Source organism: Thiolinea disciformis DSM 14473 (assembly GCF_000371925.1).
GTDB lineage: Bacteria > Pseudomonadota > Gammaproteobacteria > Thiotrichales > Thiotrichaceae > Thiolinea > Thiolinea disciformis.
Window position 1 is genome coordinate 162,088 of the sequence record NZ_AQVE01000003.1, and the last position, 19,476, is coordinate 181,563.

A 19,476-nucleotide genomic window follows, 5' to 3' on the forward strand; every position below is an offset into this window, starting at 1 on the left:
TTCGTTAACGGTTAAGCTTTGTAGATAGGCGGTGAATATTGATAAAAAAACGCCCAACATCTTATGACATTGGGCGCTTACTTAACAGCAAACAACCAACTAATGAATTACATAGTAGGTTGTTGGTATTGTTGCATTACACCACTGTCGATTTGTACTGGACCACGGTAGTGACCTTTAGCCTTAACTGATGGAACTTTTGGCTTCACATGTGGAACTACTGGGCGTACTGGTTGAGGGCGTACTGGACGTACTGGCTGAGGACGTACTACAACTGGTGGATGCACTGGACGCACTGGCTGAGGACGTACTGGACGTACTGGCTGAGGACGTACTGGGCGTGGTGGTTGAACTTGTTGGCCACATTGACTGCAATCTAAAACCTCTTTAACTTCAGTCGTTTCAGTTTGAGTAGTGGTATCAGTGGTGGTGGTTTCTGGAGCAGCTTGAGCTACTTGTTGACCGCCAGCAGCTTGCTGACTACTAACTTGCTGACAGCCCGCAGCTAATAAAGCAGCCGCTATAATAGCAGCCAATGACAATTGGGTTTTCATCTTCATAATCATTAATCTCTTTCGTTGTTTAAGGGAAAGCACTGTCAAGTATAACGAATAAATATTCGTTATACTAAGAACTTAAATATCCATATAAAGGTTTTACGACATAACTCAACTTAGACAGCATCGTTTAATATGTCGGGCAAGTGGCTTTGTAAGGCGCCTTTGCAATACCCCAGCGATATTGCAATGGTGCATGTGGGTCAGAAACTAGATAGCCACCCTCTAAGTTTTGACGCAACTCACGTAAGCTCATATACAACTCTTCACCTAGCGTGAGCTGAACCATACAGAACTCATTGAGTTCTTTCATTTCACTAGGAGGTGGCTGATCCACTGAAAACACCGCTTTAGCCCAGCGAGCCGGATAAGAACGTGGATCAAAACGACCTATGGTATCAATATGTCGCTTTATAGAATTAAAAAACATTCCTAGACGTTTGTCACGTCCGGGCGTCGAATAGTCATCATATTCTCTAGCATTCATACATTGACGACCTTGCCCACGAATTTGCTGTAAATGCCACAGCGCATCATATACATAGACGCTGCGGTCATTAGCATACATACAAAGTGCTAACAGCAAGCGTGTAGTCTTTTCATCTGGCTTCTCAGGACGCTTACCTAATTTGTGAGAAATAACGTCGGTAAAAGCTACATAGTCATATTGTAAATCACTGGCTAAGCGGAATTGTTCATCGCTATAGCCCGGCTGTTGCGCAGCCGCCATACGAATGCTTTGCGGTTGTTTGAAGCGGCGATAGCCATCACCGTAGGTCTTATCTTCTGGCACATAGAAAGGAAACGAAGGCGTGCGCAATAAAAAGCGCGATGCTTTTGGTGTAGTTGAAGCCATGACCTCAGCAATACCCGTCTCAGTCACATCGGCGATTTGATAAGAATGTACCCCTGGCGCGACATAGATATCCCCTGCTTTAATATCATTTAAAGCAATCGGATAGGTATCATTACGCAATGAGCGTGTATCCGTCATATCGGCAATAAAATCCAGAAAACGGCGCACCCGTTGTGGCTCAGGCAAGTTATCCCACGTTTTCATGGAATTACTGTAAGGCTGCGTAGGCTTACTGAAATTATTAACGACAAACGGCAAGCGATGCTCATAAGAAAAGATTAAGCGCATCGCATAAGTCGCATCCGCACAATCATTTTCGAATTTGTAATAAATAGGTTTGGCAGGATCCATGAATATATCATCTTTCCAATTTGCCGCTACCCATTGATGATATCGGGACTCCCACACATCATCCCACGAATTTTCATTCGTCCAAACCGCTGCAAAACTGCTGTGAGAGGCAAGAACACAAGCTGCTGTGAGCAGCAGTTTTGATAAGAAACGCAATTTATTCATGATCTTCAGGTTTACCGTTTGGTAAGGCCAATTATTTTAGGGCTAATTATAAATTAAGCATTAATAAAACGCTTAAACCTGTTACAGAATGACAGAACCTACTGCTCAAGCCCATATTTCATAAAAACGCCCAGCCTCTAAAGAGGCTAGGCTATTTCAACTAATTAACGCATCAATTTACGATGAAGCGTAGTCAATTAGTTTTTCTTATACGTTTGCATTACGCCCTGTTCAACTTGAATAGGACCTCTGTAAATGCCTTTACCCTTAACTGTTGGAATAACAGGTCTTTGAGGCTTTTGAACGTGAACGCGCGGTGGTTGAACCGGACGTACTGGTCTAACAATTTGTTGAACTTTAGCTGGACGAGCACCACCTTTGCAGCTGTAGTGGTGAGTATGCGGTCTGTCACCATTTGGATGGCAATGACGAATACTGTTTGTGCAACCAGGGATTGCTGGATGAGTATGGCACTGGCCACCCGTTGAAGTTACCCGAGCAGGACCTCTGCCACCACCTGAACGCTTACCACCACCTGAACGCTTACCGCTTGAACGTTTGATGCCACCAGAAGTACGAGCACCTGGGCGGCCACACTTACTGCAATCCACAACGGTTTTAGTCGTTGTAGTTGAAGTAGTAGTCTTTTCTGTTGTGTCAGTGGTGGTACCAGCACCTGCGTCCTGAGCAACTTGTTGTGCAGAAGCAACCTGCTGAGAAGCAACTTGTTGTGAACCCATTTGCTGACAGCCAGAAACGAACAAACCTGCAGCCGTTAATGCTGCTACTAAAAGAGAAGTCTTGATTTTCATAGTCCTTGAATCTCATTCGTTGTTTACTGGAACACAAGTTTACACAAGAATTAATGGTTTCGTTTAGATTAAACCCTGTATAAACCCGTTACGTCGGAAACGGCCAAATCAACTTACCTATCAATCAAACCGCTCCTTACCTCATGCAGGCTAGGAAGGCAACCTGCCCCTAAAAGTTGCGTAAAGCCAACAAAGTATCAAGCTTCGTTGTAACTTTCGAACAAATAGAATCATACAGCGCACTTTTACTACCGTAAAGCCATACGTCGCGGAATTTAGAGCTAACAACCGAAAATTTATCCCGAAAATCCGCCCATGGGTGGAAATCCACCGCCATTAGGCAGTTTACTTTTCATTGTTTGCATCAACTTACGCATACCGCCCTTAGAAAATTGCTTCATAGCACGACTCATTTGTTGTTGTTGCTTCAGCAAACGGTTCACATCTTGCACTTGTAAACCACATCCTGCTGCAATACGGCGCTTGCGTGACGCCTTAATAAGTTCAGGATCACGCCGCTCTGCTAAAGTCATCGAATTAATAATAGCGATCATGCGCCGAATTTCTCGATCATTGGCTTGGTCTTTTAAATGCGCTGGAATTTGCCCCATACCCGGTAGTTTATCCAATAAACTACTAATCCCCCCCATATTCAACATCTGAGTCATCTGATCGCGTAGATCCTCAAAATCAAAACCCTTACCCTTATTAAGTTTTTTTGCTAACTTTTGGGCTTTGGCATGATCGACTTGTTGTTGAGCCTGCTCAATAAGACTCAAGACATCGCCCATGCCTAAAATACGTGATGCCATTCGATCCGGATGGAAAGATTCTAGGGCGTCTAACTTCTCCCCAACCCCGACAAATTTAATTGGTTTTCCGGTAATCTGTCGTACCGATAAAGCCGCCCCACCACGCGCATCACCATCGGTTTTCGTTAACACCACTCCCGTTAAGGGCAGTGCATCACCAAAAGCTTTGGCGGTATTGGCAGCATCCTGTCCTGTCATACCGTCGACGACAAATAACGTTTCAATCGGCTTAACGCTTTGATGGATTTGGCTAATTTCCTCCATCATATCAGCATCGATATGCAAACGACCTGCGGTATCCAGAATCAACACATCCATATACTGGCGCTTAGCTTGTGCTAAGGCATTGAGTGCAATATCAACCGGCTTTTGATCAGGTGTGCTAGGAAAGAAAACGGCTTCTGTCTGTTTTGCGATCGTTTCCAACTGCTTAATCGCCGCAGGACGATAAACGTCACAACTGGCTACCATCACTGATTTTTTAGCGCGGCCTTTTAGATAATTGGTTAATTTGCCAACCGTTGTGGTTTTACCCGCACCTTGCAAACCTGCCATTAAAATTACAGCAGGCGGCTGCGTTTGCAAATTGATCCCCTCATTCGCCACGCCCATGGTCTCAATCAGCTCGTCATGTACGACCTTAATCAAAGCTTGGCCTGGGGTCAGGCTCGACAACACCTCCTGTCCCACGGCTCGCTGTTTGACACGGGCTATAAAATCACGCACCACCGGCAAAGCAACATCCGCCTCTAACAAAGCCATCCGCACATCGCGCAAAGCTTCCTGAATATTTTCATCCGTTAAACGCGCTTGACCCCGTAACTTCTTAACAGTTTTGGACAGGCGCTCACTTAAATTTTCAAACATAATAATGGTCTTCTTGCTAGTCCCACGGGTGCACAAATTGCTATCATACCACCAAATACATCGATAACACGGTCAAGAAGCGGTATCAGCCTAATTACATGATCATAACGCTAATGCTCTTAACAACACTAATTTGGCTAGCCACTTGGATCTTGCTCTATCTACGTTTGCGCAAGCCCAATCTCGTGCCGATTAGTAAAGGTTTTCTCCATAGCCTCTGGTTTATTAGTCTCGCCTTACATGGCGCACTGATTTTAATTCCTTGGTTAGAATCGCACACACTTTCTTTAAGTTTTCTGAATACACTCTCGACTGTGTTTTGGCTGAGTAGCTTTATTTTATTTATTGCACAGCTTTCACGTCCATTAGAACCTTTGGGTTTATTTATCATCCCCTTAATGCTACCCGTGATTATCATCAGTAGCCTCTACCATCACCAAGCTGCTGCCCTCCCCTTGAATAATGGCTTAGGCATCCATATTTTCTTATCATTGCTGGCCTATAGCATGTTAGCGCTTGCTGCCTTGCAAGCACTGGTATTAGCCGCGCAGAATCGTCAATTACATAATCACCAGCCTGGTGGCTTAATTAAAATACTGCCGCCCTTACAGGATATGGAAGCCTTATTATTTGGCTTGATTCAAGTAGGTTTATTTTTGCTCAGTTTAGGTCTAATCAGTGGATTTATTTATTTAGACGGCTTTTTTGGCAAACAAGTAGCGCATAAAACCATCTTATCAATTTTAGCGTGGATTACTTTCAGTACACTCCTATTCGGCCACTGGCGCTATGGCTGGCGCGGACGAATCGCCATTCGCTGGACACTGCTAGGCTTTACCCTACTGATGCTAGCCTTTTTCGGGAGCAAATTCGTTTTAGAATATTTAATCCACTCGACCTAAGCCACTTTCAATCTCAATTCGGTAGCACGCATGGCTAAAAAAAAGCTTCAGTACTATTGCACCTCCTGCGGCAGTGTACACAGTAAATGGAATGGTCAATGTGCTGACTGCGGTGCATGGAACACGTTAGAAGAAAGCTTAGCCACACCAGCCAGTGCTACGGCAAGCAATCCACGCTTTACCGGATACTCCGGTGAGGCGGTTAGCATTCGGTCTTTATCTGATATATCCATTCAAGAAGATCCACGTACCCCAACAAACGTCCAAGAGTTGGATCGGGTGCTAGGTGGCGGTTTAGTAGCAGGCTCAGTAATTTTAATTGGTGGGGATCCTGGTATTGGGAAATCCACCATTTTGCTACAAACCTTATGCGACTTAACCAATATTAAAAGCTTATATGTCACTGGTGAAGAGTCGATGCAGCAAGTTAGCTTGCGTGCCCGACGTTTAGGTCTGCCCATTGATCACTTGCGTTTATTGACAGAAACCTGCGTGGAAACCGTTCTAACCCTAGTACAAAACGAAAAACCGCAGTTGATGGTCATTGACTCGATTCAAACCTTATATACGGAACAACTCCAGTCCGCCCCCGGTTCGGTGAGCCAAATACGTGAATCCGCTGCGCAATTAGTGCGCTTTGCGAAACAAACCCAAACGACTTTATTTATTGTCGGCCATGTCACTAAAGAAGGCACCCTCGCAGGACCGCGCGTACTCGAACATATGGTGGATACGGTACTGTATTTTGAAGGTGATCCGGGTGGACGCTATCGTATTTTGCGGGCGGTAAAAAATCGTTTCGGAGCGGTGAATGAGCTAGGTGTTTTCGCTATGACCGAACAAGGTTTAAAAGGCGTCAGCAATCCCTCGGCTATTTTCTTATCACGCCATGAAGAACCTGTAGCTGGTAGCGTCATTATGGTCACTCGCGAGGGTACACGTCCCCTCTTAGTCGAACTACAAGCCTTAGTGGATGAAAGCCACGGCGGGCACGCAAGACGTGTTACGCTAGGCTTAGAGCAGAATCGTTTAGCCATGTTATTAGCAGTTATGCATCGGCATGGTGATATACCCATGTTTGATCAAGATGTTTTTATCAACATTGTTGGCGGCGTTAAGATTTCAGAAACCGCTGCTGATTTACCATTACTCTTAGCTGCTTTATCTAGCTTCCGTAATCGCCCACTGCCATCCGATATGGTGGTGTTTGGTGAAGTAGGTTTAGCAGGCGAGATTCGACCCGTGCCTAATGGTGAGGAACGCTTGAAAGAAGCAGCGAAGCATGGCTTTAAACACGCCATTATTCCGAAAGCTAACCGGCCTCATCATCCTATTGCAGGTATGCAAATCATTACTGTGGCACGATTACAAGATGCAATGGACGCATTGAGGTAAAAATACAACACATCCATCGCATATTTGTTGACTCCAAACTATAGATATAATAGCTTTATGGAAATTCTGGGGCGTAATTTCATTTACAAATTCGAATATGTCTGCACCGTTCGGACTAAGTTTCCAGAATCCTCATATCGCACATTCGTAAAAACACTAGGCTATAGACCTCAGACTCGTCCATACAGCCCAGGAGTATTAGCTTGTCTTTTAGTGAATTAGGTTTACAGGAAACCTTTGCTGAGCATATTGATGCGGCGGGCTATGAAACCCCGACCGAATTACAACAACAGCTCATTCCGTTGATGGCACAGCGTAAAAGTGCATTAGTATGGACGCAATCCGCTGCCGGAAAAACCGGAGCGTTTTTAATTCCAGCTATTGACTATATACTGCAAAATCCGCTTGAAAATCATCAAGGTGCAAGGGTTTTAGTCCTGACCTCACGACGTGATCGTGTTAACCAAATCACTTATACGATTAAGCGACTGGTTGGCGACGAGCAGCAGCAAATTCGCACTGGCTTTATTGTGAGTGGCCGCCCGTATCAGCCGCAAATGCGCCTTTTACGCCGTCCCTTAGATTTAATGATTGCGACACCGGGTCGCCTAAGTGATCTCGTTGATAATAATAAAGCTAACTTTTCAAATCTCGAGCTATTAATTATTGATGACCTAACCGCCATTTATAAGAAAGGTTTGGCTGAATTAATTAATAAGATCGTTGAGCAAAAGCCTAAAGCAGCACCTGTTATTGTTTTTGTGCGCCACGATGACGAAGTCACTCCTTATGCCCGCAAAATTTTTGCTGAAGCTCAAGAAATCACTATTCAAGATGAAAAAAGTTTGTTATTACAATTAACCCAAACCGTACACAATGCTGATGACTATACACATAAATTAGCCTTGACTGATTATTTACTGGATCACTATAAAGGCAAGTCGACCGTTATTTTCACCTCCAGCAGTAAAACCGCAAAAACTTTAGCCGATAATCTTGCTAATCATGGTCACACTGCCGATGCGACACACCTCCTGCCGGAAGAAGAGCGTAATTTAGAGGCTTGTCCTATTTTAATCGTTCCCGATCAGGAAAACTTTGTACCAGAAATGTCCGGTAAAGAAATGGTTATTCATTTTGAATTACCAGAAAAAGTCGAAACGTATCAGAATCGTTTACGTGATGTTTTAGGCTGTGAAGAAACCGGCCCAGTTTTATTATTAGTTACCAATCAAGATCGCGAGAATCTGAAGCGGATTGAGGCTTATCAGGGTGAAGCGATTAATGCGCGCCATATCCCTGGCTTAGAGCCCAAGGCCACACCACGCTCTACTGTGAGTACAAAACCAGCTCATGGTCGTGCTAATCCGCGTAAAGAAGGTGGTGGTGGTAAAGCACGCACACCTCGCACAACACAAGGCCAAGGTGAGCGCAAAGCTCGTCCTAATGGGAGTGGTGCTAAGCCACATCAGGCGCAAGGCCGCAAACCAAGCTCCTCTCATGCCAATAATGGCCCTGTGCAAGCAAATGGAAATGGTGATGATAAGCAACGCCAAGCACGTAAAGGACCTTATGGCCGTTTAAATGGTGGTGCACAACGTAAACCGAATACCATGCGTAGCGATGCGCCTTATGAAATTGGTAGTTGGGAAAAGCAGGATTATGTGCCGAAACAACCCAATGCTGCTGATAAAAAGGTGGTAATTCGCTATAAAGAAAAGCGACGTCAGCCCAGCACCCCTTCCGTGTAATAACCTACGTTCAAGGCTATCATGCTACATCCTGATGAAGAATTTATGCTGCGTAATAAGTTATTTGAACTCACGCAGGAACATCGCGATTTGGATGTAGCCATTGAACAATTGCGCCAAAACCCTGCCAGCGATCAATTTATGTTGGCACGCATGAAAAAACGTAAATTAGCACTGAAAGATCAAATTGCCCGTATTCATAGTCAACTGATCCCTGATCTAAATGCTTGATTGGAGCGCTTGAATAATGGCGCGATTGGCCTCAGGAAACTCTAGTTGGCCGAGCTTACTGATCTCACACCACTGTAAAGCCTGACCTTCGCGCCCGATTGGCTCGCCATCAAATTGCTGCGTTTGCCATACCTCTAATAAAACAGAGCGCTCTGGGTATTCATGACTAATTTCAATCAGTTTGCTTAGAGCATCTGCATTAACCCTAATCCCCAACTCTTCGTCTAATTCGCGCACTAAGGCTTGCTGTACCGTTTCAGAGGGTTCAAGCTTGCCCCCCGGAAATTCCCATTTACCGGCTTGATGTTTACCGGCTGGACGTTGCGCAATCAGAATACGCTGCGTCAAAGGACAACGAATAATCCCTACCGCTACATGTAACACGGCAGGGGCTACGGAATTAGCTGCGGTATTCAGCATTAATTTTGACGTAATCGTAGGAAAAGTCACAAGTCCAGATCACAGTACTGGCAGAACCACGCCCCATATCAATACGTACTGGAATTTCCGCTTTCTTCATTTCGGCCTGCCCCAACTCCTCGCGATAAGTGGCGGCGGGTTCACCTTTTTCAATTAAAAGTGTCTGGCCTAGCCAGATTGACACCAAAGACACGTCTAAAGCTTCAAGCGGACTACGACCTATGGCGGCTAAGATACGCCCCCAATTCGGGTCACTCGCAAACATAGCTGTTTTAACGAGGGGTGATGACGCCACTGTTTGGCCAATCACACGCGCTTCTTCCTTATCACGTGCACCATCCACACTAATGCTAATAAACTTCGTTGCCCCCTCACCATCGCGCACAATGGCTTGCGCAAGGTAGAGACAAACCTCGCGTAGAGCGTCAGCAAAAATACTTACATCACTCCCAGAAACCTCTACACCAGACTGTCCGGTAGCAGCCACGACTAAAGCATCATTGGTCGAGGTGTCGCCATCAACCGTAATGCTGTTGAAACTTGCCTCGACCACATCCTGCAATAAATCCTGTAGCGTACTACTCTCGACTTTCGCATCCGTAGCCACATAGGCCAGCATCGTCGCCATATTCGGGTGAATCATACCCGAACCTTTAGCCATGCCGGTGATAGTAATGGTTCCACTGGATAGAGTAACTTGCTTACTAACCGCTTTCATGACCGTATCCGTGGTCATAATCGCGCGCGCTGCTAGCAACCAATGATTGGCATCCAATTCAGCCAAGGCTTTTGGTAAAGCGGCTGCCACCTTTTCCACAGGCAAGGCTTGACCAATCACACCAGTAGAAAAAGGCAACACTTGATTGGCCAAGCAGCCGGTTACTTTTGCGACATCCGCACAGGTCTGGCGTGCAGCAACCAAGCCCGGATAACCCGTGCCGGCATTGGCATTGCCCGCATTAATTAGCAAATAGCGCGGCGTAGCTAATTTCAGGTGCTCACGCGCTACAGTGACAGGCGCTGCACAAAAGGCGTTTAGTGTGAAAGCAGCCGCTACTTGGCTGCCCTCGGCCAATTCCATCAACACCAGATCATTACGATCTTTGTAACGAATGCCGGCATGAACCGCAGCCAAGCGGACGCCTTTGACCGCTAATAATTCATTCGGTGCTTGTAAATTAACGGCCATTACGCTAATTGCCCATGACAATGTTTATATTTCTTCCCAGAACCACACGGGCAAGGCTCATTGCGACCGACTTTAGGCTCATCAGCACGCGCTTGCTGTGCGGAAGGTTCTGGCGTAAAAGCATCCACCACTTCATCATCGTCCGCAAAGGACTGCGCTTCAGGATGCATATAATTCATTTGATTTGGATCAGCGTGTGCAGGCTCAGGTTGCGGTTCACCAATTTGAATACGGGCTAAGAAACTGACTACATCGTGCTTAATACGATCCAGCAGCTGCTCAAACATATCAAAGGCTTCGCGCTTATATTCCTGCTTAGGATTTTTCTGCGCATAACCCCGTAAGCCAATCCCTTGGCGCAAATAGTCCATGGCGGCCAGATGTTCTTTCCAGTGCGTATCCAGTACCTGTAACATGATATTGCGTTCTAGCTGACGCATATTTGGCGCACCAATGAGCTCTTCTTTTTCCGCTATTGCTTTTTGGACAATCTCTTGAATACGCTCACGCAAGGTTTCTTCGTGCAAATTCTTGTCGTCTGTTAACCACTGTTGTACAGGCAACTCTAAACCCAAATCTTGCTTTAAAGCGGCTTCCAGCCCTGGGATATCCCATTGCTCATCTACACTCTCAGGCGGGATATATTTGCTAATTAATTGATCGACGACATCAAACCGAATCGACCCGATCATTTCACTAATGTCGTCGCTCTCCAACAAGTCGGAACGCTGCGCATAAATAACTTTACGTTGATCATTCGCCACATCGTCATATTCCAGAACGTGTTTACGAATATCGTAGTTGTGTGCTTCGACCTTGCGTTGGGCGTTTTCAATCGATTTAGAAACTAAACTCGCTTCAATCGCTTGTCCTTTTTCCATACCCAAACGCTGCATCAAGCCTTTTACACGGTCTGAAGCAAAAATCCGCATCAAGTTATCTTCAAGCGACAAATAGAACCGTGAAGAACCGGGGTCGCCTTGACGGCCCGCACGACCACGCAACTGATTATCTATACGACGTGATTCGTGGCGCTCGCTTCCGATAATATGCAAACCACCCGCAGCGACGACCGTATCGTGACGTTTTTGCCATAAAGCACGAATTTTCTCAGCGGCTACTGGATCAGAATTTGGCGGTAATTGCTTAAGCTCTTCGTCTAAGCTACCCCCTAACACGATATCAGTACCACGCCCAGCCATATTGGTCGCAATCGTCACCGCACCTGGGCGACCAGCATTGGCAATAATATGCGCTTCACGTTCGTGTTGTTTAGCATTTAAAACTTCATGCGGAATACGTAACTTCTTGAGCTTTTCCGATACTAATTCTGAGGTTTCAATCGATGCTGTACCCACTAAAACGGGGCGGCCTTTTTCGGCACAAGTCTTAATATCATCGATAATGGCGTTAAATTTATCTTCTGCATTGAGATAAATCAGATCATTAGCATCATCACGAATCATGGGGCGATGCGTTGGAATAACGACAACCTCAAGCCCATAAATCTGATTCAACTCAAACGCTTCGGTATCCGCTGTACCGGTCATACCAGATAACTTTTTATACAGACGGAAGTAATTTTGGAAAGTAATCGAGGCAAGGGTTTGGTTTTCAGCCTGAATTTCAACGTTTTCTTTCGCTTCAATCGCCTGATGTAACCCCTCAGACCAACGCCGCCCTGGCATGGTACGGCCTGTAAATTCGTCGACGATGACGATTTTCCCCTCGCGTACAATATAATCCACATTTTTTTGGAACAAGGCATGAGCACGCAAAGCCGCATTCAAGTGGTGCAACATCGCAATGCTGCTAGAATCGTACAAGCCTTGCCCTTCTGGCAGAATGCCGGTCTGGTGCAATAATTGCTCAGCACGCTCTTGGCCGACTTCTGATAAAAAGACTTGCTTAGCCTTCTCATCAACCCAGTAATCGCCCTCGCCGGTTTCTTCTTTTTGGCGCACTAAGTCGGGAATGAGCTTATCAATAGCGCGGTATAAATCGGACGCGTCTTGGCTTGGACCAGATATGATTAAGGGTGTGCGCGCTTCATCAATCAGAATCGAGTCAACTTCATCGACTACTGCATAACTCAATGGACGCTGTACACGCTCTTCCAACGAGAAAGCCATATTGTCACGCAGATAATCGAAACCAAATTCATTATTCGTTCCATACGTAATATCTGCTGCATAAGAACTGCGGCGCTGCTCCTGTGTCAAACCATTAATAATGACACCCGTACTTAACCCTAAGAATCCGTATAATTTTGAGAGATGAGTTGCATCACGTTGCGCCAAATAATCGTTTACGGTAACAACATGTACGCCCTTGCCAGATAAAGCATTCAGATACACTGCGAGCGTTGCGACTAAGGTTTTTCCTTCACCGGTACGCATTTCAGCAATCTTGCCGCTATGTAGCACCATACCCCCAATCATTTGCACGTCGTAATGGCGCATACCGAGCACACGCTTACTTGCTTCACGCACCGTGGCAAACGCTTCTGGCAGAATATCGTCTAAGGTTGCGCCTTTGGCTAACTTTTCACGAAACTCAGCCGTTTTGGCCTGTAGGGCAACATCGGGCAGATTACTGTACTGCTCTTCGAGGCTATTGATATTTTTGACGATTTTGGCATAAGCCTTAACCAAACGGTCATTACGGCTTCCAAAAATCTTTCTGGCAACAGAACCCAGCATATGTTTTATATTCTCCTAACCCCATCTACCAGCGCCTTTACTGGCCGTGATGATGAGCAGTGCAACGTAATAGGACGTTCTTTAAAAGGCGAGTAACCTGCCCGACAAATTAACAAATTAGCCACAATATGGAGGCAACTCCGCTAAAAACAAGGAAGGCTGCGCATTATTTTTATCGTAGAACAGACTCCCATTTTTAGCCGCGCACAGTATAGCTGGCTTAGTTATTTTAAGTTGAATTTTTATTCCAAGCCAGTGAGATAATTTTGCGGATCAAGTTGCCTTTCATGATACAAAATTTCTAAGTACCACATGTCATTCAAGCAAGTGCCCTAGCTTGTCCGAAAAAACTCCTAGCCGAATGGCTCTCAAGCAAGGTTTAAACGCATTCTCCTGCCACAAGCTCCCCCTAATTCGATTAAATTCTAATCAGAATAATCACACCCGCCATCAAGATCGCCTAAAATTTTTTCAACTTGAGTAGTCGTCAAACGCACCCTTAGCAGTGTATGATCGCACTCAGGTAGATCGAGCCGTTGATTAAACAACACACCAGTCACGAGCAAAACTATCACACTCGCTAAGATCACGAGCTAGGTGATCAGATGGATATTAAGCGCTGTATAAAGCGCCTCTTCATACTTGGAATATCCCCATCAAATCTTCTGCATATTCTGTGGCATCTTGGATTTAGGCCACAAGGGCGAGTCAAATCATGGAAAAACTGAGTCGTTGGGTTCGCAAAGCCCCTATCATTGACACCTTGGCGCAGCTTGAGCACTTGGCAGCCTTGATAGAACAACAAGTTGGTGTGCAAGTTCGTGACCGCATTTGGCCTTTGATTCGTCAGCGCCGTTTAGTAATACTCACGGACGACCCTTATCTAGCCACCCAAGCACGTTTCTTACAAAAAACACTGTGTAAACAACTAAATGCCGAACTCAAGCTAAATCTAATGGGTATTGATGTTAAGGTGGTGAACCTCCCCACTACCAGACAAAGTCGAAAAATAACACGCCTACCGGTTCAACCACAGGTTGTACAGACACTAGCTTATATTGCAGAAAGCATTAATGATGAGGGTCTGAAACAGTCACTGCTAGGCGTGGCAGCAACTGTTGCGGTAGCCTAACATGCTAGGCGCCTACTAAGGTGTATGTATCGGCAAAAATAGCTTGGCTTTGACGCTTTTCTTCCAAACCTACCATTTCCCAAGCGTCTCGACGCTGTAATAGCTCACGAACCAATAAATTATTAATCGCATGACCCGCTTTATGGCCGTGGAAAGCCCCGATAATCCCATGGCCTAGGGTATATAAATCCCCGATGGCATCCAAAATTTTGTGGCGCACAAATTCATCTTGATAGCGCAAACCGTCTGGATTGAGCACCTTAAAATCGTCTAGCACAATGGCATTTTCCAAACTGCCACCCAGACCTAGATTTTTTGAGCGTAGGCTTTCAATATCGCGCATAAAACCGAAGGTACGCGCGCGTGCAATTTCATTGGTATAAGCTTGATTAGAAAAATCAAACTCAACCTGTTGAGGCGTAGCACTAATAGCTGGGTGATTAAATTGGATGGCGAACGAAGCCTTAAAACCCTCATAGGGCGTTAATTGTGCAAAGCTATCGCCTTGGCGCGCTTCAATGGGCTTTTTAATACGAATAAAACGCTTTAAAGCTGCCTGCTCTGCAATACCAGCTTCTAATAATAAATATAAAAAGGGTGCGGCACTGCCGTCCATGATAGGAATTTCAGGCGCATTAATATCAACATACAAGTTATCAACCCCTAAGCCAGCAACCGCTGAGAGTAGATGCTCGACAGTCGCAACCTTAATATCATCCTGTATCAACGCCGTGCATAGACGTGTGTCACCGACTCGCTCAGGGTGCAAGCTTAAGCTAGGCTTGCCTGCTAAGTCTGTGCGAAAAAATACAATACCTGTATTAACCGGCGCAGGGCGCAGGGTCATCACGACTTTTTTACCGGAATGCAAGCCAATACCGACGGAAGAGACAGCCCTTTTTAGTGTTCTTTGTTTAAGCACTTGTCGCCCCTAACTGACGATTTCATTCTTCATTAAAAGAGAAACTGCGAAATTCTAATATATTATCGACTAGCTTAATAATAGAAGCTTATTTTACGTGGGTTTGCTTAATAGCAGCCTGAACAAAACACTCATTTTTTGCCTAACATACAAGCAAACCGGCGCATCCTGCACCGGCTGCTTTGGCATGTTTGAGCTTGCATTGAACCACTTAGTTCACTTGTTGGCGCAAGAAAGCTGGTATTTCTAATACACTCATATCACTCTCTAGAGAGCTACGCGTTGTACGAGCTGTTGAAGCAGCTGGTGCAGCTTGTTGTGGTGCAGTTGAAGCTAACTCCACTGGGCGTAAACGCGGACGCTGTGGTTGTTGAGCTTGGGCAGGAGCGGCCGTCTTTGCGCCAATTGCACGACTAGTAATAGCACTCTCTTCCAGACCAGTAGCCACTAAGGTTACACGGATTTCGTCACTCATCGTTGGATCAATAACGGTACCCACTACGACGGTTGCTTCATCGGATGCGAACTGGCGAATCACTTCACCGACTTCTTCAAACTCATGGATGCCCATATCTAGGCCAGCGGTAATATTCACCAGAATACCCCGTGCACCATCCAAACAAATGTCTTCGAGTAAGGGACTAGAAATCGCTTCACGCGCTGCTTTGGCGGCACGCTCATCACCTTGACCACGTCCCATGCCCATCATCGAAACGCCCATGCCAGACATCACTGTGCGCACGTCCGCAAAGTCAACGTTAATCAAACCCGGACGCGTGATTAATTCTGCAATACCTTGTACAGCATGTAACAACACATTGTTAGCCGCTTTAAAAGCTTCTAATAAAGTCACCGATTTACCTAAGGAAGTCAGTAACTTCTGATTAGGAATCGTGATTAAGGAGTCAACATGTTTGGCTAATTCAGCAATCCCTGCATCAGCCGCTTTCATACGCTTAGGTCCTTCAAAAGGGAAAGGACGCGTAACGACCGCCACGGTTAAAATGCCCAAATCGCGCGCAATTTCAGCTACTACTGGCGCTGCACCTGTGCCTGTTCCACCGCCCATACCGGCTGTAATAAATAGCATGTCGGTACCACGGATTAAATCTTTAATGCGATCACGATCCTCAATAGCCGCTTCACGCCCGACATCCGGATTCGCGCCAGCACCCAAGCCTTTTGTTAAATTTGAGCCTAATTGCAATACGGTTTTGCTAGTACTGCATTGTAAGGCTTGAGAATCGGTATTAGCACAGATGAAATCTACACCTTCAATGCCTGAAGCAACCATGTTTGCTACCGCATTACCGCCGCCGCCGCCAACGCCGACCACCTTGATCACTGCGCCAGTATTTACATTATCCATTATTTCAAACATGCCCACTCTCCAACTGTTAAAAATTTCCGTTAAACCAACTTTTCAGACGATCCCAAGTCCCTGAAGCCGAGCTAGACGCTGCGACCACAGACGGACTAAAGGTGCGCCGTTCTCCATAGGCTTGCTGCGCGATACCGTACAGCAACAATCCCACCCCAGTGGAGTGGATGGGATTTTCCACTTCGCCCCGTAAACCTCCGATGTCACGCGGCATACCTACTCGCACCGGCATATGAAAGACTTCTTCGGCTAACTCAACAACACCCTTCATCTTGGATGTTCCACCCGTTAACACAATGCCAGCGCCGATACGTTCTTCAAAACCACTGCGCTGTAATTCTTTCAAGACCAATGCGAATAGCTCTTCATACCGAGGCTCAATGACAGATGCAAGCGTTTGCGTAGACAAACTGCGTGCTTCACGCTCACCAACACCCGGTACTTCAATAAACTGCTCTTCATCTACCAACTGACGTAGAGCACAACCATACTTTATTTTAATCACTTCAGCATGTTGCGTCGGAGTACGCACTGCCACCGCAATATCATTCGTCACCTGATCACCCGCAATCGGAATCACTGCGGTATGGTGAATCGAACCATCAATAAACACCGCGATGTCACTCGTGCCACCGCCAATGTCCACTAAACAAACACCTAACTCTTTTTCATCTTCTTCAAGCACAGCATAACTGGAAGCTACTTGCTCTAAAATAATATCTTCCACGTTCAAATTACAGCGTTCAACACACTTAATAATATTTTGTGCCGCACTATGCGCCGCTGTCACTAGATGCACGCGTGCCTCTAAGCGTACACCGGACATACCCACTGGTTCACGAATCCCATCTTGCTGGTCAATGACGTACTCTTGCGGTAAAACATGCAAAATACGCTGATCGGCTGGAATCGCTACTGCGCGGGCTGCATCCATCACCCGATCTAAATCAAGCGACGTTACTTCTTTGTCTTTAATGGCGACAATGCCGTGCGAATTTAAACTACGCACATGGCTCCCAGCAATGCCTACATAGACCGAACTGATACTGACGCCCGACATTAATTCAGCCTCTTCAATCGCACGACGAATGGACTGAATGGTTGACTCAATATTAACCACCACGCCTTTTTTCATGCCGCGTGAAGGGTATGTCCCAATCCCAATGACTTCTAAACGGCCATTTTCACCGACTTCACCCACCATAGCCACGACTTTAGATGTACCAATATCTAAAGCAACAACGTTATTGTGTTCAGCTTTTTTCGACATATTTAGCTCCCGAGACTTTGGTGCTCTCTACATTCAGCGTATTGGCTGCACTCTCACCAAAGCCCTGCTTCCATTCCACTGCCAAACCATTGGTATAACGCAAATCAATGCGTTTAATTTTGTCAAACGTCTTACGCAACTCATGCTCATACGCGACTCTCAAACGTTGCATGCGCTGTTCCTGCTCCTTGCGTCCAACAATTACTTCGGGCCCTTGACGGAATTTTAAGAACCACGACCCATGTTGATCCTCAGTCAGTTCCGTAATTTCCAGATTCAAGCCTTTGAAAACACCCATCAATTTCACGTAGCGTTCGCCCATTTCCCGACCACTACTGACTGAACTGTATATGAATGGAAAGATACCTTGTTTCTCTGGCACTGTCCCTGTAAAAATATCACCATATTTATTTAATAATTGTCCTTCGCCCCAAAAAGCGATAGGAAACTGCGTTTCCACCGTCACTATTAATTGATTTGGCCATACTTTACGCAGACTAACATCACGTACCCATTCATTAGTTTCCAGTACCTGCTCTAAATTCATCGCGTCTAATAAATATAGATTAGTCCCGACATAAGGTTGAGCAATAATCTCTAACTCCGATTTTTTTAAATACTGAAAATCACCCTGCCAATCTATTTTCTCAATCGGTAGGTGATTCGGATTGTTTAACCAAGCCACCACCCATAAAACTGCACCCACAGCAATTAATACGCACGAACCTAATATCCCTGCGCGCACTGCAGCAGGCGATAGCGTAAACTCACGCTTAGGCGCAAGCTTTTTGGGCGCGGCCTTCGGCAGACTGGGTTTACGTTTTTTATTAGGTTGTTGTGCCATTTACAGCGTTGTTTCCAAAATTCGAACCACCAAACTATTAAAATCCATACCGATTGCACGCGCTGCCATGGGCACTAAACTATGATCGGTCATGCCCGGATTCGTATTCACTTCCAATAACCATGCCTTACCTTGTTGATCGCGCATTAAATCAATCCGTCCCCAACCTTTACCACCCACCGCAGCAAAGGCTTCACGTGCTAATGCTTGCATCGCTTTTTCCTCGTCCGGCTCTAAACCACAAGGACAAAAATAACGTGTGTCATCCGAAATATATTTTGCTTCGTAATCGTAAAAATCACCGGGTACTTCGAGTTTAATCAGTGGCAAAGATTCACCCGCTAAAATACCAGCCGTATATTCCGCACCCGTAATCCACTGCTCTGCTATGACCACTGGATCGCGCTCGACAGCTTTTAAATAAGCTGCTTTGAGTTGAGATGCTTCCGTAACCTTACTCAAGCCAATGCTGGAGCCTTCCGTCACGGGCTTTACCATCAGAGGCAAACCTAATGCTTTGACCACAGCATCGAAATCCGTGTCTGCATTCAACACGTGATAGGCAGGGGTTGGTAAGCCTGTGCCAGCCCATAGCCGCTTCGTCATGAGTTTATCCATACTAACTGCGGAGGCACGCACACCACAGCCGGTATAAGGCAAATCGAGTAACTCCAATGCACCTTGTAGTACACCATCTTCCCCACCTCGACCATGTAAGATATTGAATACACGATCAAACTTGCCTTCTTGTAAAACGCGTAAAACAGTCTTATCGACATCAATACCGTGTGCATCGACACCGCTTTCTTGCAGCGCTTTCAATACCGCCGCACCGCTTTTCAAAGAAACAGGACGCTCTGCAGCCCAACCACCATAAAGCACTGCCACTTTGCCGAAACGTTGTTGATTATTCATTA

At 45.8% G+C, this 19,476-nt stretch carries 17 protein-coding genes; 5 read left to right on the top strand and 12 right to left on the bottom strand.

Going from position 1 to position 19,476, the window contains the following annotated elements:
* Positions 1-107: 107 nt before the first annotated feature.
* The 4 genes from A3IE_RS0103715 to ffh form a co-directional block, all read right to left on the bottom strand.
* Positions 108-560, bottom strand: coding sequence for a hypothetical protein (locus tag A3IE_RS0103715; protein WP_157832831.1), 453 nt, complete (start codon positions 558-560; stop codon positions 108-110).
* 127 nt (positions 561-687) lie between these two features.
* Positions 688-1,929: a hypothetical protein gene (locus A3IE_RS0103720; protein ID WP_020394245.1), complete on the bottom strand. Its 1,242-nt coding sequence runs from the start codon at positions 1,927-1,929 to the stop codon at positions 688-690.
* Positions 1,930-2,126: 197 nt separating this feature from the next.
* A complete protein-coding gene (locus A3IE_RS19800; protein WP_157832832.1) occupies positions 2,127-2,669 on the bottom strand; it encodes a hypothetical protein in 543 nt (180 codons plus the stop codon).
* A gap of 368 nt (positions 2,670-3,037) precedes the next feature.
* Entirely contained in the window at positions 3,038-4,420 is a 1,383-nt protein-coding gene (ffh, locus tag A3IE_RS0103735) for a signal recognition particle protein (protein ID WP_020394248.1), read from the bottom strand.
* A gap of 98 nt (positions 4,421-4,518) precedes the next feature.
* Here ffh and A3IE_RS0103740 point away from each other — a divergent pair, with 98 nt between their 5' ends.
* From A3IE_RS0103740 to A3IE_RS0103755, 4 genes are all read left to right on the top strand, one after another.
* On the top strand, positions 4,519-5,322 hold the full coding sequence (locus tag A3IE_RS0103740; RefSeq protein ID WP_026154765.1) for a cytochrome C assembly family protein: 804 nt from the start codon (positions 4,519-4,521) through the stop codon (positions 5,320-5,322).
* Between the two features lie 30 nt (positions 5,323-5,352).
* Positions 5,353-6,717, top strand: a complete 1,365-nt coding sequence (gene radA / locus A3IE_RS0103745) for a DNA repair protein RadA (protein WP_020394250.1) — start codon at positions 5,353-5,355, stop codon at positions 6,715-6,717.
* 203 nt (positions 6,718-6,920) lie between these two features.
* The gene (locus tag A3IE_RS0103750; protein WP_020394251.1) at positions 6,921-8,468 is read left to right on the top strand and encodes a DEAD/DEAH box helicase; all 1,548 of its coding nucleotides are present in this window, start codon (positions 6,921-6,923) and stop codon (positions 8,466-8,468) included.
* Between the two features lie 21 nt (positions 8,469-8,489).
* Entirely contained in the window at positions 8,490-8,699 is a 210-nt protein-coding gene (locus tag A3IE_RS0103755; RefSeq protein WP_020394252.1) for a YdcH family protein, read from the top strand.
* Here A3IE_RS0103755 and mutT read toward each other — a convergent pair.
* The 3 genes from mutT to secA are packed head-to-tail and all read right to left on the bottom strand — an operon-like array spanning position 8,688 to position 13,010.
* Positions 8,688-9,119 carry an 8-oxo-dGTP diphosphatase MutT gene (gene mutT / locus A3IE_RS0103760; RefSeq protein WP_020394253.1) on the bottom strand — a complete coding sequence of 144 codons (432 nt, stop codon included), beginning with the start codon at positions 9,117-9,119 and terminating at the stop codon, positions 8,688-8,690. The two genes, A3IE_RS0103755 and mutT, sit on opposite strands and share 12 nt — an antisense overlap.
* Positions 9,100-10,308 carry a bifunctional glutamate N-acetyltransferase/amino-acid acetyltransferase ArgJ gene (gene argJ, locus A3IE_RS0103765; RefSeq protein WP_020394254.1) on the bottom strand — a complete coding sequence of 403 codons (1,209 nt, stop codon included), beginning with the start codon at positions 10,306-10,308 and terminating at the stop codon, positions 9,100-9,102. The genes mutT and argJ overlap by 20 nt, the downstream gene beginning before the upstream one ends.
* Entirely contained in the window at positions 10,308-13,010 is a 2,703-nt protein-coding gene (gene secA / locus A3IE_RS0103770) for a preprotein translocase subunit SecA (RefSeq protein ID WP_020394255.1), read from the bottom strand. The genes argJ and secA overlap by 1 nt, the downstream gene beginning before the upstream one ends.
* A gap of 715 nt (positions 13,011-13,725) precedes the next feature.
* Between secA and A3IE_RS0103775 the strand changes: the two genes are divergently transcribed.
* Complete coding sequence (locus A3IE_RS0103775; protein ID WP_020394256.1) at positions 13,726-14,142, top strand: DciA family protein; 417 nt, start codon at positions 13,726-13,728, stop codon at positions 14,140-14,142.
* 4 nt (positions 14,143-14,146) lie between these two features.
* Here the strand turns inward: A3IE_RS0103775 and lpxC are convergent, their stop codons facing one another.
* From lpxC to A3IE_RS0103800, 5 genes are all read right to left on the bottom strand, one after another.
* Positions 14,147-15,064, bottom strand: a complete 918-nt coding sequence (lpxC, locus tag A3IE_RS0103780) for a UDP-3-O-acyl-N-acetylglucosamine deacetylase (protein WP_020394257.1) — start codon at positions 15,062-15,064, stop codon at positions 14,147-14,149.
* A 211-nt stretch (positions 15,065-15,275) separates the two neighbouring features.
* Positions 15,276-16,445 (bottom strand): cell division protein FtsZ, encoded by a 1,170-nt coding sequence (gene ftsZ, locus A3IE_RS0103785; RefSeq protein WP_020394258.1) that lies wholly within the window; start codon positions 16,443-16,445, stop codon positions 15,276-15,278.
* Positions 16,446-16,461: 16 nt separating this feature from the next.
* The gene (gene ftsA / locus A3IE_RS0103790) at positions 16,462-17,715 is read right to left on the bottom strand and encodes a cell division protein FtsA (protein WP_020394259.1); all 1,254 of its coding nucleotides are present in this window, start codon (positions 17,713-17,715) and stop codon (positions 16,462-16,464) included.
* Entirely contained in the window at positions 17,699-18,559 is an 861-nt protein-coding gene (locus A3IE_RS0103795) for a cell division protein FtsQ/DivIB (RefSeq protein WP_020394260.1), read from the bottom strand. The genes ftsA and A3IE_RS0103795 overlap by 17 nt, the downstream gene beginning before the upstream one ends.
* Entirely contained in the window at positions 18,560-19,474 is a 915-nt protein-coding gene (locus A3IE_RS0103800; RefSeq protein ID WP_020394261.1) for a D-alanine--D-alanine ligase, read from the bottom strand.
* Positions 19,475-19,476: the final 2 nt, after the last annotated feature.

Coding starts and splice junctions, on each gene's coding strand:
- A3IE_RS0103715 (WP_157832831.1), bottom strand. CDS start 560: ATGAAGATGAAAACCCAATTGTCATTGGCTGCTATTATAGCGGCTGCT.
- A3IE_RS0103720 (WP_020394245.1), bottom strand. CDS start 1,929: ATGAATAAATTGCGTTTCTTATCAAAACTGCTGCTCACAGCAGCTTGT.
- argJ (WP_020394254.1), bottom strand. CDS start 10,308: ATGGCCGTTAATTTACAAGCACCGAATGAATTATTAGCGGTCAAAGGC.
- radA (WP_020394250.1), top strand. CDS start 5,353: ATGGCTAAAAAAAAGCTTCAGTACTATTGCACCTCCTGCGGCAGTGTA.
- A3IE_RS0103800 (WP_020394261.1), bottom strand. CDS start 19,474: ATGAATAATCAACAACGTTTCGGCAAAGTGGCAGTGCTTTATGGTGGT.
- secA (WP_020394255.1), bottom strand. CDS start 13,010: ATGCTGGGTTCTGTTGCCAGAAAGATTTTTGGAAGCCGTAATGACCGT.
- A3IE_RS0103755 (WP_020394252.1), top strand. CDS start 8,490: ATGCTACATCCTGATGAAGAATTTATGCTGCGTAATAAGTTATTTGAA.
- A3IE_RS19800 (WP_157832832.1), bottom strand. CDS start 2,669: ATGGGTTCACAACAAGTTGCTTCTCAGCAGGTTGCTTCTGCACAACAA.
- A3IE_RS0103795 (WP_020394260.1), bottom strand. CDS start 18,559: ATGGCACAACAACCTAATAAAAAACGTAAACCCAGTCTGCCGAAGGCC.
- A3IE_RS0103740 (WP_026154765.1), top strand. CDS start 4,519: ATGATCATAACGCTAATGCTCTTAACAACACTAATTTGGCTAGCCACT.
- mutT (WP_020394253.1), bottom strand. CDS start 9,119: ATGCTGAATACCGCAGCTAATTCCGTAGCCCCTGCCGTGTTACATGTA.
- ftsA (WP_020394259.1), bottom strand. CDS start 17,715: ATGTCGAAAAAAGCTGAACACAATAACGTTGTTGCTTTAGATATTGGT.
- A3IE_RS0103775 (WP_020394256.1), top strand. CDS start 13,726: ATGGAAAAACTGAGTCGTTGGGTTCGCAAAGCCCCTATCATTGACACC.
- ffh (WP_020394248.1), bottom strand. CDS start 4,420: ATGTTTGAAAATTTAAGTGAGCGCCTGTCCAAAACTGTTAAGAAGTTA.
- ftsZ (WP_020394258.1), bottom strand. CDS start 16,445: ATGTTTGAAATAATGGATAATGTAAATACTGGCGCAGTGATCAAGGTG.